This window comes from Streptomyces sp. GbtcB6 (assembly GCF_019091475.1).
Classification (GTDB): domain Bacteria; phylum Actinomycetota; class Actinomycetes; order Streptomycetales; family Streptomycetaceae; genus Streptomyces; species Streptomyces hyaluromycini.
Window position 1 is genome coordinate 1 of record NZ_JAGXJL010000089.1, and the last position, 25,545, is coordinate 25,545.

Here is a 25,545-nt window from a genome sequence, read left to right on the forward strand (position 1 = left end):
AGATCTTTTCTCGACCCGATTTCCTCGGTGCTTTCCAGGTTTCCGCTCTCGCGTTTCCCTTTCCGGCGGTTCCGACTTTATCAGAAGTTCTGAGTCGGAATTTCCACCCGGTCCGGGGCGCCTGGATCCAGCGCATGAAGCACTGGGGTTCCCGGTTGGGCGGAGCCGTAAACGTACTGGAGCGGGGCGCCCCGATGCAAATCGAGGCGCCCCGCTCCTGGTTCACGCGTACGAGGGGTCGTACGAACGCTGTACGCGCGTCAGACCTCCACGACCACCGGGAGGATCATCGGCCTGCGGCGATACCTGTCCGAGACCCACTTGCCAAGGGTGCGCCGGATGAGTTGCTGCAGCTGGTGAGGCTCCACGACGCCGTCCTGGGCCGAGCGTTCCAGGACCTCCGAGATCTTCGGGAGGACGTCCGCGAACGCGGAGTCGTCGATGCCGGAGCCACGGGCCTGGACATGGGGACCGCCCGTGATCTTGCCGGTGGACGAGTCGACGACGACGAAGACCGAGATGATGCCCTCGTCGCCGAGGATCTTGCGGTCTTTGAGGGCCGGCTCGCCGACGTCGCCGACGGAAAGGCCGTCGACGTACACGTAACCGGCCTGCACCTTGCCGGAGATCTTGGCCTTGCCCCCGACCAGGTCGACGACGACGCCGTCCTCGGCGATGACGATGCGGTCGTGCGGGACGCCGGTGAGGGCACCGAGCTCGGCGTTGGCGCGCAGGTGGCGCCATTCGCCGTGGACCGGCATCAGGTTCTTCGGCCGGCAGATGTTGTAGAAGTACAGCAGCTCACCGGCGGAGGCATGGCCGGAGACGTGCACCTTGGCGTTGCCCTTGTGGATGACGTTGGCGCCCCAGCGGGTCAGGCCGTTGATGACGCGGTAGACCGCGTTCTCGTTTCCGGGGATGAGCGACGAGGCCAGGATGACCGTGTCCCCGTCGACGATGCGGATCTGGTGGTCGCGGTTGGCCATCCGGGACAGGGCGGCCATCGGTTCGCCCTGGGAGCCCGTGCAGACCAGGACCACCTCGTGGTCGGGGAGGTCGTCGAGCGTCTTGACGTCGACCACCAGGCCGGGCGGGACCTTCAGGTAGCCGAGGTCCCTCGCGATGCCCATGTTGCGGACCATGGAGCGGCCGACGAAGGCGACCCGGCGGCCGTACTCGTGGGCCGTGTCCAGAATCTGCTGGATGCGGTGGACATGGCTGGCGAAGCTCGCCACGATGATCCGCTTGCGCGCACCGGCGAAGACCTGGCGCAGGACGTTGGAGATGTCCCGCTCGGGCGGGACGAATCCCGGGACCTCGGCGTTCGTCGAGTCGGCGAGGAGCAGGTCGATGCCTTCCTCGCTCAGCCGTGCGAACGCGTGTAGATCCGTCAGACGACCGTCCAGCGGAAGCTGGTCCATCTTGAAGTCGCCGGTGTGGACCGCCATGCCGGCCGGGGTGCGGATGGCCACGGCCAGGGCGTCCGGGATGGAGTGGTTGACGGCGATGAACTCGCAGTCGAAGGGGCCGACGCGCTCGCGCCGCCCCTCCGCCACTTCCAGGGTGTAGGGGCGGATGCGGTGCTCCTGGAGCTTCGCCTCGATCAGGGCGAGGGTCAGCTTGGAGCCGATGAGCGGGATGTCCGGCTTCTCGCGGAGGAGGAAGGGGACGCCGCCGATGTGGTCTTCGTGACCATGGGTGAGGACGATGCCCTCGACGTCGTCGAGGCGGTCCCTGATGGACGAGAAGTCCGGCAGGATCAGGTCGATTCCGGGCTGCTCCTCCTCGGGGAAGAGCACTCCGCAGTCGACGATCAGCAGACGGCCGCCGTACTCGAAGACGGTCATGTTTCGGCCGATCTCGCCGAGCCCGCCGAGCGGGGTGACGCGCAGGGCGCCTTCGGGGAGCTTCGGCGGCGGGGCGAGTTCAGGATGCGGATGACTCAAAAGACTCTCCTCACCACGCACGCCACGTACCGGTCGGGCACGTGGCGTGCGTGACGTTCGTGCATAAGCAGTTGTCGTTGTCCTTGCAGGGTGCGGGCACCGATGGTCCCGCTTCTTCAGTTGTGAAGCGTTGCTGCGCGGACGGCCGCGCAGAAGTCTGTTGTCAGAGTTGTACCCCGCCGGCGGCAAGATCGATCTTGAGCTGGGCAATCTCCTCGGCCGAACACTCGACCATGGGTGCGCGCAGGGGTCCTGCGGGCAGCCCCTGGAGGGCGAGCGCGGCCTTGGTGGTCATGACTCCCTGGGTGCGGAACATGCCGGTGTAGACGGGGAGCAGCTTCTGGTGGATCTCGGTGGCCTTGACGACGTCACCGGAGGTGTAGGCGTCGACGAGGGCCCGCAGGTCGGGGGTGACCAGGTGGCCGACGACCGAGACGAAGCCGACCGCGCCCACGGAGAGCAGCGGCAGGTTCAGCATGTCGTCGCCGGAGTACCAGGCGAGGCCGGACTGCGCGATGGCCCAGCTCGCGCGGCCGAGGTCGCCCTTGGCGTCCTTGTTGGCGACGATCCTCGGGTGCTCGGCGAGGCGGACGAACGTCTCGGTGCTGATCGGGACGCCGCTGCGGCCGGGGATGTCGTAGAGGATGACGGGCAGCCCGGTGGCGTCGGCGACGGCCGTGAAGTGCCGGTACAGGCCCTCCTGCGGGGGCTTGTTGTAGTACGGCGTGACGACCAGCAGGCCGTGTGCGCCGTCGCGCTCGGCCTGGCGGGCCAGCTCGGTGCTGTGGTGGGTGTCGTTGGTGCCGACCCCGGCCACGATGTGGGCGCGGTCGCCGACCGCCTCCAGTACGGCTCGTACCAGGTCCGATTTCTCCGCGTCGCTGGTGGTGGGGGACTCGCCGGTGGTCCCGTTGATGATCAGGCCGTCGTTGCCTGCGTCCACCAGGTGGGTGGCGAGCCGCTGTGCGCCGTCGAGGTCGAGCGCGCCGTCCGCCGTGAAGGGCGTGACCATGGCGGTGAGGACCCGCCCGAAGGGGGTCTGCGGAGTGGAGGTCGGAGCCATGGGTTACACGCTACTCGGTGCTCACGGCGCGGTCTGCCCTTGGGGTGCGGGGAAAGTCCGGACAAATGCGGAGCCCGGCACTGCCTGCTCGGGGGTTCAAGCAGTGCCGGGTCCGTTTGATCAGGCTAGATGAACTTCGCTAAATGCCGCAATACGGACACCTCTCGAGGCTGATCCGTACATCTGTACCGAGCACGACAAGAAGCGCGATCAGCGGGCCGCGTCCGCTCTACGGCGCGACCCGGCCGTTGGCGTTGAAGGCAGCGTGGGTGAGCGGCATGAGCTTGGCCCACTCCGCCTCCATCTTCTCGCCGACCATCTCGATCTCCCGCTGCGGGAAGGACGGCACCTTGGCCAGCTCGTGCTGGGTGCGCAGCCCGAGGAAGTGCATCAGCGAGCGGGCGTTGCAGGTGGCGTACATCGAGGAGAAGAGGCCGACGGGGAGCACCGCACGGGCGACCTCCCGGGCGACGCCGGCGGCGAGCATCTCCTGGTAGCGCTCGTACGCCTGGAGGTACGACTCCTGCATCGAGCGTTCCACGATCTCCTGCTGGGCCTCGGTGCCCGGCACGAACTCGTACTTGCCGGGCCGCCCCTGCTGCACCAGCTTGCGGTCCTCGCCGGGGACATAGAAGACCGGCTGCAGTTCCCGGTAGCGGCCCGACTCCTCGTTGTACGAGTTGTGGACCACAAAACCGTTCGCGAGGAAGTTGTGCCAGGGGCCTTCCACGGAGAGGTCGTAGGTCATCTCCTCGCCGTCCGCCTCAATGGCGACGACCTGGTCCGGCACCGCTTCGGCGATCTTGCCGTCGCGCTGGGCCAGCGCCTGCTCCCCCGCGCTCTTGGTCGCATGGCACGGCTCGCAGGCCGGGGCGAGGTTCTTCTCGTCGAGTGCCTGGAGCAGGTCACCGGCCACCGGTACGACGTGGTCCAGGGCGAGCTGCTCCCGCGGGAAGTCGTGACCGCACAGGTGGCAGGTGTCGACCTCCTTGATCAGCCGCTCGCGCTGCATCGAGGTCCATACGCCGATGCCGCGGCGCAGGCTCGGCGGGACCAGCCCCCGCGACGGGCGCGGCGCCGTGCCGGCGACCAGGACGGCATCCCCGACGGTGAGCTCCCCCGCCTTGCACCAGCCCTCGGGGGTGAAGAGGGCGTGGTCGACCGTGCAGCGGAGGGTCTTGCCCGAGGCGGTGGTGATCTTGACGAGCGGCTTCACGCCCGACTCGATCACGTCGACGATCCTCGCCCGCTGGGCGAGCAGGGTTTCCTCGTCGTAGCAGCGCACGTGGTTGCGACGGACCGATTCGAGCTTGCGGATGCGGGTGCTGGGGTGCAGCTCCCGGAACTCCGCAACGACGGACTCGGCAGCCTCGCGGTTCTCGTACAGGCCGAGGTAGTGGTTGGTGTCACCGCGCCGCACCTGGGCCATCCACTTGCCCGCCCGGCTGTGCCAGGTCACGCCCCCGGCCGAGTGCGGCAGACGGTCCTCGACGCCGAGGTGCCAGAGCTCGTACAGCTCGGCGATGGTGCGTCGGCGCAGGTGACCGGCCTCGCTCTCCAGGGTGATCTCCGTGTCCCCGGCGATGCACCACCCCACCCGGTGCCGCATGAACTCGCGGAAGACGAAGATCGGTGCGCTGATGAAGAAGGTCATCGAGTTGTGCTCGAAGGGGCTGCCGTGCCGGTCCCGCATCAGGTAGTTGATGAGGCCCTTGGAGCGCTCCGGGTCCTTCGTCAGCTCTTCCAGGGACTGCTCGCCGGCGGTGGAGACGCGTGCGGCCCACAGCACGTCGGAGTCGGCCGCGCTGTGCTTGACCAGGTCGACGGTGACATCACTGCGGAAGCTGGGCTTGAGGTCGTCGGCGGGGGTGTCGGTCACGGCTCGGAGGGTCCTTCCATCACTTCTCTCGGGCGGCGCCCACTCTACGGCCCGGCACCGACATCGGGGCGTTCGGTACCGGGGCGCGACATACACCGGCGAATTTCTGTGAATTCGGTGAAACCGGGCACCTTTCGGGTCACTCGCCCGTCTGTGTAGATGACAGACAGTCGTTCGATCCCGAAAGGGGATGCACCGCCCATGTTCGGTCGGCGCGAACCAGTCCCGTTCGCCTTCCTCGCCGAAGCCGACAGGTTCCGCAGCAATGTCGCTCCCCCGCCCCGTCAGCGGTCGTCCGTGAGTCAGATAGCCGGGCGGTGGCTGCTCGGGCTCACCATCGTGGCCGGGCTCGTGGGCTCGCTGGTGCTCGGCATGCCGGCGCTGTCCACGCCGTCCGCCGCACAGACCCAGCAGTCACAGGCCTCCCAGGGTCGCTGAACTCTTCCGGACCCCCGTGAGTGGTGGGCGGGGACACGGGCGGATAGCCTCACCGGGCACAGCCCACGCATGGATTGAGTGAGGACCAGCCGTGCCCCTGCCCTTCCTGACGGCCGACCGCACCTATGACGCGGCACTCGACAACGCCCTGCCGTACGACGACCGGGACCGCTGGCGCCGCCCCTACCGGCCCGGGCCGTGGCGGGTCGGCGGAGCCGCCCTCTGGCTGCTGCTCGCCTCGTTCGTGCTGTTCGCGGCGGTCGCCCTGGCCCTGACCGGCTCGCTGTCCTCCGCCGGGGCGGTCCTCGGCATCGCGCTGCTGATCATCGCCGCCGCGCTGCGGATACTGCGCGTGGGCGTATGGGTGAGCGCGCACGGAGTGCGCCAGGTGGGTCTGCTCTACACCCGGACGGTGCCCTGGAAGCGGGTGGTCTCGGTGCGTACGGCGCAGCAACCGGTGCGCTGGCTCGGTCTGCCGCGGACCGTGCAGGGGCAGGCGCTGACCCTCGTGCGCAAGGACCGGTCGCAGGAGGACACCGGCCCGCTGCTGACCACGCACGGGATGGACTTCGTGGGCCGGGCATCGGCCTTCGACCGGGCGGCGGACGCGGTGGAAGCGTGGGCCGCGGAGTACCGGCGCGGGTAGGAGTACATGCGCGAAGGGGGCCGGTCCGCAGTGCGCGGGTCGGCCCCCTTCGTCGTACGACTGCCGCTCAGGCCTCGACCGGCTTGCCGTCGTGCAGGGCGATGGCGCGCTGCATCGCCTTGCGGGCGCGCGGGGTGTCCCGGGCGTCGTGGTAGGCGACGGCGAGGCGGAACCAGCTGCGCCAGTCGTCGGGGGCGGCCTCGGTCTCGGCCTTGCGCTTGGCGAAGACCTCGTCGGCCGAGTCCCGGTCGATCCGGCCGCCGGGCGTGCGCCTCAGCTCGTCCACGGGCAGGCCGCCCTCGGCGTCGAGTTCGGCGGAGAGGGCGTTGGCCCTGCGGACGAACTGGGTGTTCTTCCACAGGAACCACAGACCGATCACCGGCAGGATGAGCACCGCCACCCCGAAGGTGACGGTGAGGACCGTGCCGGTCTGGATGAGCATCACGCCCCGGCTGCCGACCAGGACGAAGTAGAAGAGGAGGACGGCGGCCGTGAGGGCGTAGGAGAGCTTCGCGCGCATGAGCAGGGGCCTTCCGGGGCTCAGCCCAGGTCCAGGAAGTTCTCCAGGCCGAAGGTCAGGCCCGGAGTGGTCACCACGCGGCGGGCGCCGAGCAGGATGCCCGGCATGAAGCTGCTGTGGTGGAGGGAGTCGTGGCGGATGGTGAGGGTCTCGCCCTCGCCGCCGAGGAGGACCTCCTGGTGGGCCAGGAGGCCACGGAGGCGGACGGCGTGGACGGGGATGCCGTCGACGCTGGCGCCGCGTGCGCCGTCCAGGGCGGTCACCGTGGCGTCCGGGGCCGGGGCCGTGCCGGCCGCGCGGCGGGCGTCGGCGATCAGCTGGGCCGTGCGGGTGGCGGTGCCGGAGGGGGCGTCGACCTTGTTCGGGTGGTGGAGTTCGACGACCTCCACCGACTCGAAGTAGGGCGCGGCGATCTGGGCGAACTTCATCGTCAGCACGGCGCCGATGGAGAAGTTCGGGGCGATGAGCACGCCGGTCGCCGGGGACTGGTCCAGCCAGCCCGTCAGCTGTGCGAGGCGCTCGTCGGTCCAGCCCGTCGTACCGACGACGGCGTGGATGCCGTGGCGTACGCAGAAGTCGAGGTTGCCCATCACCGAGGCGGGGGTGGTGAGTTCGACCGCGACCTGGGCGCCTGAGTCGGCCAGCGCCTCCAGCTTGTCGCCCCGGCCGAGGGCGGCGACCAGCTCCATGTCCTCGGCGGCCTCGACCGCCCTGACCGCCTCGGCACCGATCCGGCCCTTGGCGCCGAGGACCGCCACGCGCAGCTTGCTCATCTTCGTCTTCGTTCCTTACCGGTGGTGTGTCAGGCGACGGCGTCGTGCAGGCGTGCGGCCTGTTTGTCCTTGAGCGGGCCGATGACCGACAGCGACGGGCGCTGTCCCAGGATGTCGCGGGCGACCGAGCGGACCTCGTCCGGGGTCACGGCGGCTATCCGGGCCAGCATGTCGTCGACGGACATCTGCTCGCCCCAGCACAGTTCGCTCTTGCCGATACGGTTCATCAGCGCGCCGGTGTCCTCCAGGCCGAGGACCGTGGAGCCCTGGAGCTGGCCGACGGCACGGCCGATCTCGTCGTCCGGCAGGCCGTACTCGGCGACCTGGTCGAGCTCGTCCCGGCAGATCTTGAGCACGTCGTGCACCTGCGAGGGCCGGCAGCCGGCGTAGACGCCGAACAGGCCGCAGTCGGCGAAGCCCGAGGTGTAGGAGTACACGCTGTAGGCCAGGCCGCGCTTCTCGCGGACCTCCTGGAAGAGCCGGGAGGACATGCCGCCGCCGAGGGCGGTGTTGAGCACGCCGAGGGCCCAGCGGCGGTCGTCGGTGCGGGCGAGGCCGGGCATGCCGAGGACGACGTGCGCCTGTTCGGTCTTGCGGCCGAGGAGTTCGACGCGGCCCGCGGTGCGGATCGTACGGCTGCCGTCGCGCGGGGCGATGGGGGCCGCCGAGGTGTTCTTGAAGGCGCCGGCCTTCTCGAAGGCCGCGCGGACCTGTCGTACGACCTTGTTGTGGTCGATGTTGCCGGCGGCCGCGACCACCAGGTGGGTGGGGTCGTAGTGCTTCTTGTAGAAGCGGCGGATGCGGTCGGCGGTGAGGGCGTTGACCGTGTCGACGGTGCCGAGGACCGGGCGGCCGAGGGCGTTGTCGCCGAACATGGTGTGCGCGAACAGGTCGTGCACGCAGTCGCCCGGGTCGTCCTCGGTCATCGCGATCTCTTCGAGGATCGCGCCGCGCTCGACGTTGACGTCGTCCTCGAGGATCAGGGAGCCCGTGAGCATGTCGCAGACGACGTCTATGGCGAGCGGCAGGTCGGTGTCGAGCACGCGTGCGTAGTAGCACGTGTACTCCTTTGCCGTGAACGCGTTCATCTCGCCGCCGACCGCGTCGATGGCGGAGGAGATGTCCAGCGCACTGCGCCGGGTCGTGCCCTTGAAGAGCAGGTGCTCCAGGTAGTGCGTGGCGCCGTTCAGGGTCGGGGTCTCGTCGCGGGAGCCGACGTGGGCCCAGATACCGAAGGTCGCGGAGCGCACCGAGGGCAGGGTCTCGGTGACGATGCGCAGGCCGCCGGGGAGGGTGGTCTTGCGGACCGTGCCGATGCCGTTCTCGCCCTTGATCAGGGTTTGGGTACGGGCGACGGCCCGCGCCTCCGAGGAGGTGCGGGCCGTCGTCGTGGAGCTGCTCGACGTCACTTGTCGGTGTCGTCCTTTGCGTCCTCGGAGGAAGCCTCTTCCTCGCCCTCGATCACGGGGATGAGGGAGAGCTTGCCGCGGGAGTCGATCTCGGCGATCTCGACCTGGACCTTCTGGCCCACGCCGAGGACGTCCTCGACGTTCTCCACGCGCTTGCCGCCGGCCAGCTTGCGGATCTGCGAGATGTGCAGCAGACCGTCCTTGCCGGGGAGGAGGGAGACGAACGCACCGAAGGTGGTCGTCTTCACGACCGTACCGAGGTAGCGCTCGCCGACCTCGGGCATCGTCGGGTTGGCGATGCCGTTGATCGTGGTGCGGGCGGCCTCGGCGGAGGGGCCGTCGGCGGCACCGATGTAGATGGTGCCGTCGTCCTCGATGGTGATCTCGGCGCCGGTGTCCTCCTGGATCTGGTTGATCATCTTGCCCTTGGGGCCGATGACCTCACCGATCTTGTCGACCGGGATCTTCACGGTGATGATCCGCGGCGCGTTCGGGGACATCTCGTCCGGCTTGTCGATCGCTTCCATCATCACGTCGAGGATGTGGAGGCGGGCGTCCCGGGCCTGCTTGAGGGCGGCGGCCAGGACGGAGGCCGGGATGCCGTCCAGCTTGGTGTCGAGCTGGAGGGCGGTCACGAACTCCTTGGTACCGGCGACCTTGAAGTCCATGTCACCGAAGGCGTCCTCCGCACCGAGGATGTCGGTGAGGGTGACGTAGTGCGTCTCACCGTCGATGTCCTGGGAGATCAGACCCATGGCGATACCGGCGACGGGGGCCTTCAGCGGCACACCGGCGTTCAGCAGCGACATGGTGGAGGCGCAGACCGAACCCATGGACGTCGAGCCGTTGGAGCTCAGCGCCTCGGAGACCTGGCGGATCGCGTAGGGGAACTCCTCGCGGGTCGGCAGGACCGGGACCAGGGCGCGCTCGGCGAGGGCGCCGTGGCCGATCTCGCGGCGCTTCGGGGAGCCGACGCGGCCGGTCTCGCCGGTGGAGTACGGCGGGAAGTTGTAGTTGTGCATGTAGCGCTTGCGGGTCACCGGGGAAAGGGTGTCCAGCTGCTGCTCCATCCGGAGCATGTTGAGGGTGGTGACGCCCAGGATCTGGGTCTCGCCACGCTCGAACACGGCGGAGCCGTGCACCCGCGGGATGGCCTCGACCTCGGCGGCGAGCGTACGGATGTCCGTCACGCCACGGCCGTCGATGCGCTTCTTCTCCTTGATCACGCGCTCACGGACCAGCTGCTTGGTGAGCGAGCGGTACGCGGCGGAGATCTCCTTCTCCCGGCCCTCGAACTCCGGGAGCAGCTTCTCGGCGGCCAGACCCTTGACGCGGTCCAGCTCCGCCTCGCGCTCCTGCTTGCCCGCGATGGTCAGCGCGGAGGCGAGCTCCGGGCGGACGGCGGCGGACAGCGCCTCCAGGACGTCGTCCTGGTAGTCGAGGAAGATCGGGAACTCGCCGGTCGGCTTGGCGGCCTTCGCGGCGAGGTCGGCCTGGGCCTTGCAGAGCACCTTGATGAAGGGCTTCGCGGCTTCCAGACCGGCCGCGACGACCTCCTCGGTCGGCGCCTCGGCGCCGCCCTTGACCAGCTGGATGGTCTTGTCGGTGGCCTCGGCCTCGACCATCATGATCGCGACGTCGCCGTCCTCCAGGGCGCGACCCGCGACGACCATGTCGAAGACGGCGTCCTCGAGCTCGGAGTGCGTCGGGAAGGCCACCCACTGGCCGTTGATCAGCGCGACGCGGACGCCGCCGATCGGGCCGGAGAAGGGCAGACCGGCCAGCTGGGTGGACGCGGACGCGGCGTTGATCGCGACGACGTCGTACAGGTGGTCGGGGTTGAGCGCCATGATGGTGGCGACGACCTGGATCTCGTTGCGCAGGCCCTTCTTGAAGGACGGGCGCAGCGGGCGGTCGATCAGACGGCAGGTGAGGATCGCGTCCTCGCTCGGCCGGCCCTCACGGCGGAAGAAGGAACCCGGGATCTTGCCGGCGGCGTACATCCGCTCCTCGACGTCCACCGTGAGGGGGAAGAAGTCGAGCTGGTCCTTGGGGTTCTTGGAGGCGGTGGTGGCCGACAGCACCATGGTGTCGTCGTCCAGGTACGCCACGGCGGAGCCGGCGGCCTGCTTGGCCAGGCGGCCCGTCTCGAAGCGGATGGTGCGGGTGCCGAAGGCGCCGTTGTCGATGACGGCCTCGGCGTAGTGGGTCTCGTTCTCCACTAGCGTTTTCTCCGTTACTTTCGTCTGCGTTACGTCTTTTGTCCCGGTCCGCCCGTGTGGCGGGGGGACGGTTACGGAGAAGCGCGCCGTGCTGTGCGGGCCGGTCTTCGATCGAAGCACCCGGGGCTCGCTTCCCCCCGGGGGCCACTACCGAGGACCGGCGGCGGCTTGGGTGCGCCTCTCCTTGTTCGTTGTCCTGCTGTGTCGTGCGTATTGCGTTGTGCTACCACACTACAAAGCGTGAGTGACACTCCGCACGTTTCCGCACGTACGGCAAAGGGAGCGGCCCCGGGTGTCTCTCCGGGAACCGCTCCCTTCACGGCGTCTTACTTGGCGCCCGCCGCACCGCGGCGGATGCCCAGGCGGTCGACCAGCGCACGGAAGCGCTGGATGTCCTTCTTCGCCAGGTACTGCAGGAGGCGACGGCGCTGACCGACCAGGATCAGCAGACCACGACGGGAGTGGTGGTCGTGCTTGTGGACCTTGAGGTGCTCCGTCAGGTCGGAGATCCGGCGCGACAGCATGGCGACCTGGACCTCGGGGGAGCCGGTGTCGCCCTCCTTGGTACCGAACTCGGTGATGATCTGCTTCTTCGTAGCGGCGTCGAGCGACACGCGTACTCCTCGTAGTCTTTGCATGGCCACCGAGTGCCCCCGGTCTTTGTCTCGGGGGAGCTTCCGTTACTCGGGAGGCGGGGATCCGCTGGGCGCTGCCTCCGGGGTCCGCGGGGGACTCCGGGGGTGCGTACACAAACGGCCGTCGTCCAGGGTACCAGTGCCGGAGGGGGGCTCTGTCCTGGGGTTGTGGAAGAAAGTACGGGCCCGGTACGACCGCCAGTAGTGTGACGGTCACAGCCCATGTACGAGGGGAAGGGGTCGCTGCGGGATGAGCGAGACGGCTGAGGAGATGAAGGCGCGCAAGGAGCGGGAACGGGACGAGCTCTACGCGCTCGACATCTCGGGCGTCGAGTGGCAGTGCGCGCCCGGTACCGAGCAGGACGAGGAGCGGGTCGAGATCGCCTACCTGCCCGAGGGCGCGGTGGCCATGCGGTCCTCGCTCGACCACGGCACCGTGCTGCGGTACACGGAGGCGGAGTGGCAGGCGTTCGTGCTGGGCGCGCGGGACGGGGAGTTCGACCTGGAGCCGAACGAGCGCAACGGCGGTCTGGCCGCGCAGTGAGCGGAGGCCCGGCCGTCCGGTGACCGGCGTCCGCGAAGGGGCGGCACGCGCGCGTGCCGCCCCTTCGCGGTCCGGCCGCGAGGTCAGCTCGTGCCCGCGCCACCGATGCCGGGCACGGACAGCACGGCACCCTTGCGCCCGGCGGGCTGCGCGACGACCGCCGTGCGGCCGTCGACTGCGACATGGCCGCCGGTGGCGCAGAGCTGGCCGTCCCGCCGCGACGACCAGGAGGGCTGCGGCGTTCGCCGTGCTCATCTCGCACTCCCCCACCCCCGGTCCCCCCGTGGCATCCGCGCGCAATGTCCCCTTTTTCGGGGCCAGTTCGTCCGTTTCCTCTGTGCTCACGCGAACGCAGCCTCGCCCTGGACCCCCTGCATCACAGGGGACTCATGGCGAGGGCGGGCAGCATGGCAGACGCCAACTGGTACCCGAACTGACGACTCTTGCCCGTTTTGTTCATCGGCTGTTCGGCAATACGAAGGCTCCGCACACCACTTCCGGGCAGGGTGTGACCAGGTGGACCTCTGACGGGAGGCGGACGGGCCTGCCGAGGTGCGGCTCGTGGTGATTAGGCTGGGAGGGGGGCGCGACGTCCGGACCGTGAACAGGACGTCGGTTTCCCGAGGGGGAGAGCCGGTGGATCGGACTACCTCACACGAATACGGATGCTGAGAACGACACGACATGGTCGTCGCGCCGGCACGGCATGAGGGTGCTCGACCACACCAGGAGGAACTGTGAGCAGCGATCGGGACGGGATCCGCGGGGGCTGGGCCACACCCGGCGATGACCAGCCCGACGCGGAGTCCCTCAACGAGATGACGGGCGAGTTCACGATCGACTACGCGCCGCCCGCCTGGTACACGCAGAACGCGGCCGACGGTTCCGGTCCGGCGGCCGGCGGTCCGGGCGCCGGTGCCGGCTCCGCAGGCGCGTCCGGCGCGTCCGGCGCATCCGGCGCGGAGAGCGGGCCGGGCGCCGGAACGGCTGCTGCGGATGCTGCGGGTGCCGGTACGGGTCCTGCCGCGCCGCCCCGTTCGCCGTTCCCGCCGGGGGCGCCGATCCCCGGGCTGACCCCTCCTCCGCACGCCCAGCAGGGGGGCGGGAGGCCGGGTCCCGGGCTGCCCTTCGCGCCGCCACCCCCCTCTCCGCCGACGTCCGGTCCGGGCGCGCCGTTCACACCACCGCCGGCGTCGACTCCGGGCGCGCCGTTCACCCCGCCACCCGTGTCAACACCGGGGGCTCCCTTCACCCCTCCGCCCACCGTCACGCCGGGTGCGCCGTTCACGCCGCCGACGGCTTCGGGGCCGGGCGCTCCGACGCCGGGTGCTCCGGTCACGCCACCGCCCGTTGCGACGCCCGGTGCGCCCTTCACGCCCCCGCCGGCGTCAACTCCCGGAGCGCCGTTCACCCCGCCACCCGTGTCAACACCGGGGGCTCCCTTCACCCCTCCGCCCACCGCCACGCCGGGTGCGCCGTTCACGCCGCCGGTGCCGAGCGCCGACGCCGGGGCACCGGCGGCCCCGCCCGCTGCGCCGTTCACCCCGGCCGCCCCGCCCGCAGCGCCGTTCACCCCAGCTGCCCCGCCCGCCGTCGGCCCGGCCGCCGTACCTGAGCTGCCGGTCGGTTTCGAGCCGCAGCCGGTCACCGCCGAAGAGCCGACACCGGAGCCCGAGCCGACGCCAGAGCCGGAGCCGGGGCCGGAGCCGGAGCCGGAGCCGGACAACGGTGACCTGGAGAGCGGTGACCTGGAGAGCGGTGCGACGATGCGGTTCTCCGCGGTCGCGATGAAGCGTGAGATGGCCGAGGCCGCCGAGCAGGCCGCCGCCGAAGAGGCGGACGGGGAAGCCGAATGGGAGGCCGACGTCGTCGCGCTTCCGGTGAGCTCCGAGGTGGAGCGCGAGGACACCGACGAGGAGGCCGACGAGGCGCCTGAGCCGTCCGCATCGGCCGACGAGGACGTCGAGGACGAGGACGGGTATCCGCGCGACGAGTTCGAGGCCGCCGACGCCGACGCCGCTACGGATGCCGACGGCGCGGCCGAGACGGCCGGGACCGACGAGCCCGTCCAGGAAGCCGTCCTGGCGGACGACCCGGACGAAGGCGAGTCCCAGTCCCAGGACGCGGCCGTCGTCGACGCCCAGGACGACAACGACGACGAGCCCCGCCCCGAGGCCGAGGACGCCGTAGCCGCCGTGGAGCCGGTCGAGCCCCCGGAGGCGCCCACCGCCGCGCCTCAGGCCGCCGTCCCCGCGGCTCCGGCCCCGCCCCAGGACGCGCCCCCGGCTCCCGAGGACGCCGTGCCCACCGCCTGGACTCCCCCGCCGACGCCTCCGGTGGTGGTCCCGCCGCTGCCTCCGTCGTACCAGCCCGCGGCCCCCGCGCCCGCCGCCCAGTGGCCGGTCCAGCCGGCCGCACCGGAGCCGGCGCCCGGTCAGCCGCAGCCCCAGCCCGCCGCCGCGCAGGGTGCGCAGCCGTTCCAGCCGCAGGCACCGCAGCCCGCGCCGGCCGCCTGGAACCAGCCCGCACCCCCGCAGCCCGGCCAGCCGTACACCCCGCAGCCCCCCGTGCCCGACGCCCAGGGCGGCTACGGCTTCCCGCAGCCGGGCGCCCCCCTCCAGCCGCCGCAGGCACCGGGCGGTTACGGCTTCCCGCAGCCCCCGCAGCCTCCGGCGCCTCCGGTCCAGCCCGGTGGTTACGGCTTCCCGCAGCCCCAGCCGCCGCAGGCCGCCCCCCAGGACCCGCGCGCCGCACAAGCGCCTGAGGCGCCTCAGACACCGCAGAGCCCGCAGGCACCCGAACCGCAGGCTGCCCAGCCCCAGCCCCAGCCGCCCGTCGACCCCCGGGCCGGTGCCGCCTGGCCGCAGCCCATCCAGCACGACCAGCGGCAGATGACCAACCCCGGTGCCGCGCCGCTGGGTTACACCGCCGCCGTGGAGCTGTCCTCCGACCGGCTGCTCAACAACAAGAAGCAGAAGGCGAAGAGCGGCCGGCCCGCCGCCGCGTCCTCCCGGTTCAAGATCGGTGGGAAGAAGGAGGAAGCCGAGCGGCAGCGGAAGCTGGAGCTGATCCGCACGCCGGTGCTGTCCTGCTACCGGATAGCGGTGATCAGCCTCAAGGGCGGTGTCGGCAAGACCACCACGACCACCGCGCTCGGCTCCACCCTCGCCACCGAGCGCCAGGACAAGATCCTCGCCATCGACGCCAACCCGGACGCCGGCACGCTCGGCCGCCGGGTGCGCCGCGAGACCGGGGCCACCATCCGTGACCTGGTGCAGGCGATCCCGTACCTCAACTCCTACATGGACATCCGGCGGTTCACCTCGCAGGCCCCGTCCGGCCTGGAGATCATCGCCAACGACGTCGACCCGGCCGTCTCCACCACGTTCAACGACGAGGACTACCGGCGCGCGATCGACGTGCTGGGCAGGCAGTACCCGATCATCCTCACCGACTCCGGCACCGGTCTGCTGTACAGCGCCATGCGCGGGGTGCTCGACCTCGCCGACCAGCTGATCATCATCTCGACGCCGTCGGTGGACGGGGCGAGCAGCGCGAGTACGACGCTGGACTGGCTGTCCGCGCACGGGTACGCCGACCTGGTGTCGCGGTCCATCACCGTGATCTCCGGGGTCCGCGAGACCGGCAAGATGATCAAGGTCGAGGACATCGTGCAGCACTTCGAGACGCGCTGCCGGGGTGTCGTGGTCGTGCCCTTCGACGAGCACCTCTCCGCCGGTGCCGAGGTCGACCTCGACATGATGCGGCCGAAGGTGCGGGAGGCGTACTTCAACCTCGCGGCGATGGTCGCCGAGGACTTCGTACGGCACCAGCAGATGCACGGCCTGTGGACCAGCGACGGCAACCCGCCGCCGGTCGCCGCCCCGCCGATGCCCGGACAGCCCCTGCCGGGCCAGCAGTACTACGCGCCCGGACAGCCGCAACCGTACGCGCCCGGACAGCCGTACCCGCAGCAGCAGCCCTACCCGCCGCAGCAGCCTTACCCGCCGCAGCAACAGCAGCCCCCGCAGGGGCAGCCGCCGCAGCAGGAGCTGTACGGCCAGCCCCAGCCCGGCGCCCAGCCCTACCCGGCGCAGCCGGGACAGCCGTATCCGCCGCAGCCGCAGGCACAGCCACAGCCTGGATATGGCTACCCGCAGCAGCCGCAGCCTGGGTACGGCTACCCGCAGCAGCCCCAGCCACCGCAGGCCGCTCCTCAGCAGCCGCAGCAGCCGCCCCAGCCCCCGCAGGGGCAGCCGCCGCAGCAGTAGCCGAAACGCCGAAGGGCGGCCGGTGCCTCACCGCACCGGCCGCCCTTCGGCGTACTGCTGAGCCCTCTGCTGGATCAGGCGTCCTCGGCCGCCACCAGCTCCCGGCAGCGCTTGACGTCCTCGGCCATCTGCTCCAGCAGCGCGTCGAGCGAGTCGAACTTGGCCTGGCCGCGGACGTAGGCCAGGAAGTCGACGGCGACGTGCAGGCCGTACAGGTCGAGCCCCAGGCGGTCGATGGCGTACGCCTCCACCGTGCGCTCGGTGCCGTCGAACTGCGGGTTGGTGCCGACGGAGATCGCGGCCGGCATCACCTCGCCCTGGGCGTGCAGGTAGCCGGCGTAGACACCGTCGGCGGGGATGGCGGTGTGCGGGAGCGTCTCCACGTTGGCGGTGGGGAAGCCCAGCTCGCGGCCGCGCTGGGCGCCGCGTACGACCACGCCCTCCACCCGGTGCGGGCGGCCCAGGATCTCGCGGGCACCCGCCATGTCTCCCTCGGCGACCAGGCGCCGGGTCAGGGTCGAGGAGAACGGCTCGCCGCCGCCTGCCTCCCCGCGCACGAACAGGTCGACGACCTCGACCTCGAAGTCGTACACCGTGCCCTGCTCGATGAGGAACTCCACGTTGCCCGCGGCCTTGTGGCCGAAGCGGAAGTTGGGACCCTCGACGACGGCCTTGGCGTGCAGCTTGTCGACCAGGACCTTCACCACGAAGTCGGCGGCCGACAGCTTCGAGAACTCGGTGGTGAAGGGGAGGATCAGCACCGCGTCCACGCCCAGCTCCGCCATCAGCTCGGCGCGAGTGTGGTGCGGGGCGAGCAGCGGCGGGTGGCTGCCGGGGCGGACGACCTCGCTGGGGTGCGGGTCGAAGGTGACGACGACGGCCGGAATGCCCAGCTCACGGGCGCGGTCCACGGCATGCCGGATGATCAGCTGGTGACCGCGGTGCACCCCGTCATAAGAACCGATGGTGACGACGCTGCGCCCCCAGTCCTCGGGGATGTCCTCCAAGCCACGCCAGCGCTGCACTGTGACCGCTCCTCGAACCTTTGTCCGTTGTCCCTCTTACGCAGGTCTAAGGGTGCCATGTTTGCCGGACCCGTCTCACACCGGCACGGTCGCTGTGACCGGGCGCACGTGTCCGCGGTCACGCGGGGACCCGCACGCCCGCCAGGTTCCCGAGCATCCGCCGGGTGCTCGGGCCGACCACCGCGGCCCATTCCTGCGGGGTGTCGGTGAGCCAGCGGGCCATCAGGGCGGCGAATCCGGGCACATGCCGGCCGAGGTCGACCAGTCCGCGGTCGAACAGGGTTGCCCCGTCCGGGGTACGGACGAGCAGCAGCCCGGTGCGCCTGACCAGCTCGCGCATCCCGTCACCGTCGTCCTCGCGCTGTGCGGCGGCCGCGTGCAGCAGCGCGTCGAGGACGCCCGGGTCCCGCTCACGGTCCAGCAGGAACTCCAGGAGCTCCTGGCGCAGCGGTCGCGAGGCGGGGGTGCCGGCCGCGCCGAGTACGGTCGCGAGGGCCGCCCGGACCGGCTCGGGGCCCTCGTCGAGCAGCTCGGTGACCAGCGGCAGGAGGACGGTACGGGCCTCGGCGCCCTGGTCGAGGCGGCGCTCGACGAACGCGGCCACCTGCCCGGCGAGCTCCGGCCGCAGCTCGGCGGCCTCCAGGACCAGCTCGGTGACCCGCTGGGCGAGCGCGGGTGTGGTGATGTGGGCGAGGGTGCGCAGCACCTGTGCGGCGTCCGGTCCGCGCAGCCGGACGCGGAAGGCCTCCAGGACCTCGTCGGGGTGGGTGACCAGGGCCGGGACCAGGGCGGCGGGCGTGAGCTGGTGGTCGCCGGTGGCGAAGTGCCGTAGCGCCTGCGGGAGATGGCGGGCGCGGGTGCCCGGGTCGCGGACCAGCAGGGCGAGGGCGCCGCCGTGCAGGGTGCAGTCGGCGGGGCGGGCGAGCAGGGCGAGCGCGGCGTAGCGGAGCAGTGCGCGGTCGGGTTCGCTGCGGACGTGCGGGGCGGTGCGCAGCCCGTGGGCCATGGCGGCCACCCGGCGGGCCGGCCGCTCGTCGTGCGCCCAGCGGTCCACGGCCCGGCACACCGCCGACGGCTCGTCCTCGGCGAGTACGGCGAGCAACTCGTCACCGCGCCGGTGCGCCGCGTCCACCAGGACCTCGGTCAGGTCGTCCAGGGCCCGGTGCCGATGGGTGTGCAGCAGCGCCTGGGCCGCCGTCGCCACGGTGGCGTGCGGCATCGCGGGCAACGGCCGCTCGTCGTCGAACCACCGGGTGAGATACGGCTGTACGGCGGCGGGGTCGGCGGCCAGCAGTCGGGCCACGGCGTCCAGGTAGCGCGGGACCGCGCCCTCGGGCTCCTCCGCCGGCGGGCGCGTCGGCGGCCGGGTCGGCCGGGCTCCGAAGCGGCCGATGCCCGCGGTCTCCGGCAGCGGCTCGTCGGCGAGCACCAGTCTGCGCAGCAGATCGAAACGGCCGGCGGCCGGGAGGGCGAGCGCGGTCCAGAAGGCCGGTCCGAACTCGGGTGGTGCGGTGCGCTGTTGGCCCACCACGCGGTCGGCGAGCAGCCGCAGCACCCCGGTGTAGGGGGTCGCGTCGGGCAGCCGCAGCAGGGTCTGAGCGAGCAGGCGCGCGGCCCACCAGGAGCCGGGGTCCAGGTCGAGGGCGTGCACCAACTCGTCGAGCCGTGGCGCGAGTTGGGTCGGCCCGTAGTCGCGGTCGAGCAGCAGCAGGGCCTGGACGACCGGGCCGGCCCTGTGGTGCGGGACGGGCAGGGGGTGAGCGCCCAGGGGGGTGCGGGGGCGGTGGACGAGGGCGTGCAGGGCCTCGTCCAGGTCCAGGTGCATGCCCTGGATCCAGTCGGCGAGTTCCTCGTGGGCGAAGCGGTAGCCGCCGCCGGCGGGTACCAGGAGGCCCTCGGTGAGCACGGCGGAGGCCCAGCCGGAGCCGCCGCCGAGGTGCGCCGGGACGGGCCCCCAGGGGAACACCGCTTCGAACGACTCCCGGTCCAGCTCGCCCTGCCCGGGGCCGAGGCTGCGCCGGGCGGCCTCGTGCACCTGTCCGGAGACCCGGGCGGCGAGGCGTCGTACGGCCGTACCGCGCAGGCCGTTCTCGGCGGCCAGCCGGACCGCGATGCGCAGGCACATCAGGTCGAGGTAGGCGGCGAAGACGTCGTGCCGGTCGATCGGGGCGTCGGCCGGTCCGTCCGGGAGGGCGGCGCGGACCTCGGAGAGCAGGCGCAGGGCGAGGGGGTGGCGGGCGTCGCGGTCGATGAGGGCGTCGTCGGGGATGCCGTAGCGGGAGCGGGCACGGCGGGCCTCGTCGGGGGTGAGGTCGGTCAGCCGGATGCACGGGGGGTCGCCGTCGGCGCCATGGCCGTTTCCGTTTCCGTTTCCGGTTCCGTGTCCGTGCAGGAGGTCGGGGGGGAATTCGGCGCCGGCGCGCTCCCAGTACTCCTCCCTGCAGGCCACGAGCAGGCGGGCGCCGGTGTCGCGCAGCCAGTCCGCGGTGCCCTCGGTCCAGGCGGGGAGCCGGTGGGCGAGGACCGGGGGCATCTCCTCGGGGCCGTCCAGCAGGAGGAGGAGCGGGCGGCCGGCGCGGGCGGCGAGGCGGGCCAGCCGCTCCACGGTCAACTCGCCGAGGTCGCCCGGGAGTTGGGAGCGGGAGGCGGCGACGATCCGGACCGCGCGTTCCAGGGAGCGGCGGGCCGCGGAGGCGACGGAGTCGTCGGCGTCCTTGAGGTCGGCGCCGCGGAGCCAGAGGGTGGGGGCGGGGTGCGCTTCGCGGTTGCGGCGGGCGGCGAGGGCGGCGAGTTCTGTGGTGCGGCCCGTTCCGGGGGCGCCGACGAGGGCCAGGACGGTTCCGGTGGCGGTCTTGGTACCGGTGGCTTCGGCGAAGGCCGACAGCTCCTTTGAGATGGTCGATCGTTCGACGGGTTGCACGGGGTCGGTGTATTCGCCTGCGAGTGCCGTGAACGGCGGTGGAGCGGCTGCGGATGCGTTGTGGCTGGGCGCGCAGTTCCCCGCGCCCCTTTGGGGCGCTCCGGTGCGGTGCGCTGACATGTGAGGGGCTGACATCCGGGGAGCCGTGCTGCCTACATATCCGGCCAGGGCGCCCGGGGGGCCGTCCTGGCCCACGGACGTGGCCGTCAGTTCCAGTACGCCGGCCAGGTTGAGGTCGATGCCGTACGCCGGGACCGTGGCCGCGTTGGTGGCCAGGAGGTCGGCCAGGGGGCCGCTGCCGGGGTGGTGGAGGGGGACGGCGAAGCCCACGTCTCGCTGGCCGGACTGGAGGGCGGTGCCGAGGACCGCCAGGACCGCGCCGGTCTCCGCGTCGAGGACCGGTCCGCCGGCCGCCCCGCCGCCCAGTCGCAGCGCGTCCCGGCCCGCCGTGCCGATCGCCAGTTCCAGGGCGTCTTCGAGGAGATGGAAGCGGTCGGTGGCGGTGTACGTCACCTGGGTCGCGGCCAGTACCCGGGCCTCGCGCCAGCGGTCGGCGGCGATGCGTACGTAGGTGCCCGCCGGGATGCGTTCCCGCACGGTGATCGGGAGCGGGTCCACGGCCAGGCCCTCGGTGCGGACCAGGGCCAGGTCGAAGGCGGGCAACGGGACGACGGCGTCCGAGCCGACCACGCAGGTACGGTCCCCGGCCGCGTGCAGCACGATCCGGGCGAGACCGTCGACGGCCTCGTGACTGGTGATGAGCGTTCCGTGATGATCGGCCAGGAAGCCGGTGCCGCGCGGACGCCCGGCGAGGTCGCGGACCCGGACCAGCCGCTCGTCGAGCCCCGGTGCCGTGTCCTTCTCCGCCTCCCGCGTACCGTCCGCCGTCCGGCGACCGCTCCCGGTCCGCGGGCCGCGTCCCGCCATGATCGAACCTCCCCGCCCGTACACCCGTGCCCTTGGCTTTCGACCGTAGGGGCGAAATGATCAGCGGGACAGAGGCGACGGTGAACGCGCCCCCCTCTGCTCCCCCGGTTCACTCCGAGCGCCTGCTCGGTCGGGTGAATAGCCCGGGGCGGGTGGATACACCCTAGGGGTGGGGGAACCGAGGGGGGACCGTGGAGCGGCGGCGGCGCCAGACCCCGTGGTCGCCGCTCCACGGGCAGGGCTCAGGAGAAGACGGCGAGGCTCTTCGCCTTGCCCTTCTGCTCCTCGACGAGTGCCAGGAAGCGGCCCTCGGGGTCGAACACGGCGACGGGTCCGGCGCCCGCGTACTCGTCCGGCATCTCCAGGCGCATGCCGTTGGTGAGCAGGCGGGCCCGTCTGGCGTCGACGTCCCAACGTCGGAACGCGGCCCCGGCCGCCTCCGCGATCGGCATCACGGTCAGCTCCTGCTGGAGCTGGTCGAGGGTGCGCGCGGAGTCCAGCTTGTACGGCCCGACGCGGGTGCGGCGCAGCGCGGTGAGGTGGCCGCCGACGCCCAGGTCGGCGCCGAGGTCGCGGGCGAGGGCGCGGATGTAGGTGCCGGAGGAGCAGACGACGGAGACGACCAGGTCGAGGACGGGGGTGCCGTCCTCGGCGACGGCGTCCCGGACGTCGTACACCGCGAACGACGAGACGGTCACCGGGCGGGCCGGGATGTCGAAGTCCTCGCCGTCCCGGGCGCGCTTGTACGACCGGACACCGTCGATCTTGATGGCGCTGACCTTGGACGGCACCTGCATGATGGCGCCGGTCAGCTTGGCGATACCGGCGTCGACGGCCTCGCGGGTGACCTTGGAGGCGTCGGTGGACGAGGTGAGCTCGCCCTCGGCGTCGTCCGTGATCGTGTTCTGGCCGAGGCGGATCGTCCCCAGGTACTCCTTCTCGGTGAGGGCGAGATGCCCGAGGAGCTTCGTCGCCCGCTCGATGCCGAGAACGAGGACGCCCGTCGCCATGGGGTCGAGGGTGCCGGCGTGCCCGACGCGCCGGGTGCGGGCGATGCCCCGCATCTTGGCGACGACGTCGTGCGAGGTGAAGCCCGACGGCTTGTCGACGATGACAAGGCCGTCGGGCGGGGTGGGCTTGCTGGTCATTCGGTGGCGTCGTCCGTCTCGTCGGCCTCGTCTTCGGCACCCGGCTTTTTGTACGGGTCGGCGTCTCCGGCGTAGTCGGCGCCCGCGGAGGCCTCGCGGACCTTCGCGTCGGACTGGCGCGCCCGGTCGAGGAGGTCCTCGATGTTCCGGGCGGTGTCCGGGAGGGCGTCCGCGACGAAGGCGAGGGTCGGCGTGAACTTCACGCCTGCGGCCCGGCCGACCTCCGACCGGAGAATGCCCTTGGCGCTCTCCAGACCCGCGGCTGCCGCGTTCCGCTCCTCCTCGTCGCCGTACACCGTGTAGAAGACGGTCGCCTCCCTGAGGTCACCCGTGACCCGGGTGTCCGTGATGGTGACGTGAGTGCCGAGCCGCGGGTCCTTGATCCCGCGCTGCAGCTTCTGGGCCACCACCTCTCGGATGAGGTCCGCCAGCCTCTTAGCCCGCGCGTTGTCGGCCACTGGTCCGTCTCCCGTTCTTTCTTCTTGTCGTTCTCAGGTCTAGTCGTCGTCGCCGTGGAAGCGCCGTCGCACGGACAGCAGCTCCACCTCGGGGCGGCCGGCGACCAGCCGTTCGCACCGGTCGAGTACGTCGGTCAGGTGCGCGGCGTCGCCGGAGACCATGGCAAGGCCGATGCCGGCCCTGCGGTGAAGGTCCAGGTGGTCCACCTCGGCCGCGCTCACGGCGTACTTCCGCTGGAGTTCGGCGACGATCGGGCGGACGACGGAGCGCTTCTCCTTGAGCGAGTGGATGTCGCCGAGGAGGAGGTCGAAGGACAGGGTCCCCACGTACATGTATGTATCCGGTTAACCCGCCGGTACGGGATCGATGGCCCTGTCAGGAACGGTACCCCGTCCCTGCCGGGGGCTCGACCGACTTTCCCCGCGTATGGGGATCCGCCGCCTTGCCCGCCCGCCCACCCGACTCGGTCGGCTGAAAGGCACCGCCCCGGACCCCTGCCTCGCCCACCCACCACCCGACTCGGTGGGTTGAAAGGGTGCCCCCTCGGCCGAAGCCTTCTCGACCGACCGAGTCGGGTGGTGGGTGGGCGAAGGCCCGGGGTCCGGGGCGGAGCCCCGTGGCGGTCGCATCCCGACGGGAAAAGTGCTGGCCGACGGTACCGAAGTCCCGTCGGCCGGCTACCAACCGTAGGCCTTACACCCGCGGCTTCTCACGCATCTCGTACGTCGCGATGACGTCGTCGATCTTGATGTCGTTGAAGTTGCCGAGGTTGATACCGCCCTCGAACCCTTCGCGGATCTCGGTGACGTCGTCCTTGAAGCGACGCAGGCCCTCGATGTTGAGGTTCTCCGCGATGACCTTGCCGTCGCGGATGAGGCGCGCCTTGGTGTTGCGCTTGACCTCGCCCGAGCGGATGAGGACACCGGCGATGTTGCCCAGCTTGGACGACTTGAAGACCTCGCGGATCTCCGCCGTACCGAGCTCGACCTCCTCGAACTCCGGCTTCAGCATGCCCTTCAGGGCCGCCTCGATCTCCTCGATCGCCTGGTAGATGACCGAGTAGTACCGGACGTCCACACCCTCGCGCTCGGCCATCTGCGCCGCGCGGCCGGCCGCGCGGACGTTGAAGCCGATCACGATGGCGTCGGAGCCCATCGCCAGGTCGATGTCGGACTCCGTGACCGCACCGACGCCGCGGTGCAGGACGCGGATGTCGACCTCTTCGCCGACGTCCAGCTGGAGCAGGGAGGACTCCAGGGCCTCGACGGAACCAGAAGCGTCACCCTTGATGATCAGGTTGAGCTGCTGGACCTCGCCGGCCTTGAGCACCTTGTCCAGGTCCTCCAGGGACACGCGGCGCGTGCGCTTCGCGAAGGCCGCGTTGCGCTCGCGCGCCGCACGCTTCTCCGCGATCTGGCGGGCCGTACGGTCCTCCTCGACCACGAGGAAGTTGTCGCCGGCACCCGGGACGTTGGTCAGACCCAGGACCTGGACCGGCGTGGAGGGGCCGGCCTCGGCGACGTTGTTGCCGTTGTCGTCGAGCATGGCGCGGACGCGACCGTAGGCGTCGCCCACGACCATCGTGTCGCCGACCCGCAGCGTGCCTCGCTGGACGAGGACCGTCGCCACGGCACCGCGGCCGCGGTCGAGGCGGGACTCGATCGAGATGCCCTGCGCGTCCTGGGCCGGGTTGGCCCGCAGGTCGAGCGAGGCGTCCGCGGTCAGGACGACCGCTTCGAGCAGCTCGTCGATGTACAGACCCTGCTTGGCGGAGATGTCGACGAACATGGTGTCGCCGCCGTACTCCTCGGCCACCAGGCCGTACTCGGTCAGCTGACCGCGCACCTTGGTCGGGTCGGCACCCTCGACGTCGATCTTGTTGACCGCGACGACGATCGGGACGTCGGCCGCCTTGGCGTGGTTGAGCGCCTCGACCGTCTGCGGCATGACGCCGTCGTTGGCCGCGACGACCAGGATCGCGATGTCGGTCGACTTCGCACCACGGGCACGCATGGCGGTGAACGCCTCGTGACCCGGGGTGTCGATGAAGGTGATCTTGCGCTCTTCGTCGTTGACCTCGGTCGAGACCTGGTAGGCACCGATGTGCTGGGTGATGCCGCCGGCCTCGCCCGCGATGACGTTCGTCTTGCGGATGGCGTCGAGCAGTCGGGTCTTGCCGTGGTCGACGTGACCCATGACGGTGACGACCGGCGGGCGGACCACCAGGTCCTCCTCGTCGCCCTCGTCCTCGCCGAACTCGATGTCGAAGGACTCGAGCAGCTCGCGGTCCTCCTCCTCGGGGCTGACGATCTGGACCGTGTAGTTCATCTCGCCGGCGAGGACCTCGAGGGTCGCGTCGGGGACGGACTGCGTGGCCGTGACCATCTCGCCGAGGTTCATCATGACCGCGACGAGGGACGCCGGGTTGGCGTTGATCTTCTCCGCGAAGTCGGTGAGCGACGCGCCGCGGGAGAGACGGATGGTCTCGCCGTTGCCGCGCGGCAGCATCACGCCGCCGACGCTCGGGGCCTGCATGGCCTCGTACTCCTGGCGCCTCTGTCGCTTCGACTTGCGACCGCGACGCGCCGGACCGCCGGGACGGCCGAAGGCGCCCTGCGTGCCACCACGGCCGCCGGGACCGCCGGGACGACCGCCGAAGCCGGGACGACCGCCGCCGCCACCGCCACCGGGACCGCCGCCGAAGCCGCCGCCACCGCCGC

General features: G+C 71.2%; 17 protein-coding genes and 3 pseudogenes. 4 read left to right on the forward strand and 16 right to left on the reverse strand.

Going from position 1 to position 25,545, the window contains the following annotated elements; genetic code table 11:
• Positions 1-260: 260 nt before the first annotated feature.
• The 5 genes and pseudogenes from KVT45_RS52020 to KVT45_RS57335 form a co-directional block, all read right to left on the reverse strand.
• The gene (locus tag KVT45_RS52020; RefSeq protein ID WP_217561611.1) at positions 261-1,946 is read right to left on the reverse strand and encodes a ribonuclease J; all 1,686 of its coding nucleotides are present in this window, start codon (positions 1,944-1,946) and stop codon (positions 261-263) included.
• A gap of 163 nt (positions 1,947-2,109) precedes the next feature.
• Positions 2,110-3,009, reverse strand: a complete 900-nt coding sequence (dapA, locus tag KVT45_RS52025; protein ID WP_217561613.1) for a 4-hydroxy-tetrahydrodipicolinate synthase — start codon at positions 3,007-3,009, stop codon at positions 2,110-2,112.
• A gap of 229 nt (positions 3,010-3,238) precedes the next feature.
• Positions 3,239-3,688 (reverse strand): annotated as a pseudogene (gene thyX / locus KVT45_RS57325) (FAD-dependent thymidylate synthase); the annotation flags it as partial.
• A gap of 3 nt (positions 3,689-3,691) precedes the next feature.
• Positions 3,692-4,618, reverse strand: a pseudogene (locus tag KVT45_RS57330) (HNH endonuclease); the annotation flags it as partial.
• A pseudogene (locus KVT45_RS57335) lies at positions 4,598-4,888 on the reverse strand (FAD-dependent thymidylate synthase); the annotation flags it as partial. The pseudogenes KVT45_RS57335 and KVT45_RS57330, both read right to left, overlap by 21 nt.
• A 201-nt stretch (positions 4,889-5,089) precedes the next feature.
• On the opposite strand from KVT45_RS57335, the gene KVT45_RS52035 reads away from it, so the two are divergent.
• On the forward strand, positions 5,090-5,326 hold the full coding sequence (locus KVT45_RS52035; protein ID WP_217561617.1) for a hypothetical protein: 237 nt from the start codon (positions 5,090-5,092) through the stop codon (positions 5,324-5,326).
• A gap of 91 nt (positions 5,327-5,417) precedes the next feature.
• Positions 5,418-5,972, forward strand: coding sequence for a hypothetical protein (locus tag KVT45_RS52040; RefSeq protein WP_217561619.1), 555 nt, complete (start codon positions 5,418-5,420; stop codon positions 5,970-5,972).
• A gap of 67 nt (positions 5,973-6,039) precedes the next feature.
• On the opposite strand, the gene KVT45_RS52045 is transcribed toward KVT45_RS52040, so the two are convergent.
• From KVT45_RS52045 to rpsO, 5 genes are all read right to left on the reverse strand, one after another.
• Positions 6,040-6,492, reverse strand: a complete 453-nt coding sequence (locus KVT45_RS52045; protein ID WP_217561621.1) for a hypothetical protein — start codon at positions 6,490-6,492, stop codon at positions 6,040-6,042.
• 20 nt (positions 6,493-6,512) lie between these two features.
• Positions 6,513-7,265 (reverse strand): 4-hydroxy-tetrahydrodipicolinate reductase, encoded by a 753-nt coding sequence (gene dapB, locus KVT45_RS52050; RefSeq protein WP_217561623.1) that lies wholly within the window; start codon positions 7,263-7,265, stop codon positions 6,513-6,515.
• Between the two features lie 29 nt (positions 7,266-7,294).
• Positions 7,295-8,674, reverse strand: a complete 1,380-nt coding sequence (locus KVT45_RS52055; protein WP_217561625.1) for a pitrilysin family protein — start codon at positions 8,672-8,674, stop codon at positions 7,295-7,297.
• Entirely contained in the window at positions 8,671-10,896 is a 2,226-nt protein-coding gene (locus KVT45_RS52060; RefSeq protein WP_217561627.1) for a polyribonucleotide nucleotidyltransferase, read from the reverse strand. The genes KVT45_RS52055 and KVT45_RS52060 overlap by 4 nt, the downstream gene beginning before the upstream one ends.
• Positions 10,897-11,222: 326 nt before the next feature.
• The gene (gene rpsO, locus KVT45_RS52065) at positions 11,223-11,510 is read right to left on the reverse strand and encodes a 30S ribosomal protein S15 (RefSeq protein ID WP_089098391.1); all 288 of its coding nucleotides are present in this window, start codon (positions 11,508-11,510) and stop codon (positions 11,223-11,225) included.
• Between the two features lie 271 nt (positions 11,511-11,781).
• Here rpsO and KVT45_RS52070 point away from each other — a divergent pair, with 271 nt between their 5' ends.
• Entirely contained in the window at positions 11,782-12,075 is a 294-nt protein-coding gene (locus KVT45_RS52070) for a DUF397 domain-containing protein (RefSeq protein WP_217561629.1), read from the forward strand.
• Positions 12,076-12,812: 737 nt separating this feature from the next.
• Positions 12,813-16,346, forward strand: coding sequence for an SCO5717 family growth-regulating ATPase (locus tag KVT45_RS52075; RefSeq protein ID WP_308311143.1), 3,534 nt, complete (start codon positions 12,813-12,815; stop codon positions 16,344-16,346).
• 74 nt (positions 16,347-16,420) lie between these two features.
• Here KVT45_RS52075 and KVT45_RS52080 read toward each other — a convergent pair whose 3' ends face one another.
• The 6 genes from KVT45_RS52080 to infB all read right to left on the reverse strand — a co-directional run.
• Positions 16,421-17,371: a bifunctional riboflavin kinase/FAD synthetase gene (locus tag KVT45_RS52080; RefSeq protein WP_217561631.1), complete on the reverse strand. Its 951-nt coding sequence runs from the start codon at positions 17,369-17,371 to the stop codon at positions 16,421-16,423.
• Positions 17,372-17,489: 118 nt separating this feature from the next.
• The gene (locus KVT45_RS52085) at positions 17,490-21,218 is read right to left on the reverse strand and encodes a trypsin-like peptidase domain-containing protein (protein WP_254648626.1); all 3,729 of its coding nucleotides are present in this window, start codon (positions 21,216-21,218) and stop codon (positions 17,490-17,492) included.
• A 242-nt stretch (positions 21,219-21,460) separates the two neighbouring features.
• On the reverse strand, positions 21,461-22,366 hold the full coding sequence (truB, locus tag KVT45_RS52090; protein WP_217561632.1) for a tRNA pseudouridine(55) synthase TruB: 906 nt from the start codon (positions 22,364-22,366) through the stop codon (positions 21,461-21,463).
• Positions 22,363-22,824, reverse strand: coding sequence for a 30S ribosome-binding factor RbfA (gene rbfA, locus KVT45_RS52095; protein ID WP_217561634.1), 462 nt, complete (start codon positions 22,822-22,824; stop codon positions 22,363-22,365). The genes truB and rbfA overlap by 4 nt, the downstream gene beginning before the upstream one ends.
• A gap of 39 nt (positions 22,825-22,863) precedes the next feature.
• Entirely contained in the window at positions 22,864-23,157 is a 294-nt protein-coding gene (locus KVT45_RS52100) for a DUF503 domain-containing protein (protein ID WP_046732584.1), read from the reverse strand.
• A 361-nt stretch (positions 23,158-23,518) separates the two neighbouring features.
• Positions 23,519-25,545, reverse strand: a 2,027-nt coding sequence (gene infB, locus KVT45_RS52105; RefSeq protein ID WP_217561636.1) for a translation initiation factor IF-2, incomplete at its 5' end; no start/stop codon positions are given.

Bases quoted from the DNA above. Each gene is read 5' to 3' on its own strand.
- dapA (WP_217561613.1), bottom strand. From the start codon at position 3,009: ATGGCTCCGACCTCCACTCCGCAGACCCCCTTCGGGCGGGTCCTCACC.
- KVT45_RS52035 (WP_217561617.1), top strand. From the start codon at position 5,090: ATGTTCGGTCGGCGCGAACCAGTCCCGTTCGCCTTCCTCGCCGAAGCC.
- KVT45_RS52045 (WP_217561621.1), bottom strand. From the start codon at position 6,492: ATGCGCGCGAAGCTCTCCTACGCCCTCACGGCCGCCGTCCTCCTCTTC.
- dapB (WP_217561623.1), bottom strand. From the start codon at position 7,265: ATGAGCAAGCTGCGCGTGGCGGTCCTCGGCGCCAAGGGCCGGATCGGT.
- KVT45_RS52070 (WP_217561629.1), top strand. From the start codon at position 11,782: ATGAGCGAGACGGCTGAGGAGATGAAGGCGCGCAAGGAGCGGGAACGG.
- KVT45_RS52085 (WP_254648626.1), bottom strand. From the start codon at position 21,218: ATGGCGGGACGCGGCCCGCGGACCGGGAGCGGTCGCCGGACGGCGGAC.
- truB (WP_217561632.1), bottom strand. From the start codon at position 22,366: ATGACCAGCAAGCCCACCCCGCCCGACGGCCTTGTCATCGTCGACAAG.
- KVT45_RS52100 (WP_046732584.1), bottom strand. From the start codon at position 23,157: ATGTACGTGGGGACCCTGTCCTTCGACCTCCTCCTCGGCGACATCCAC.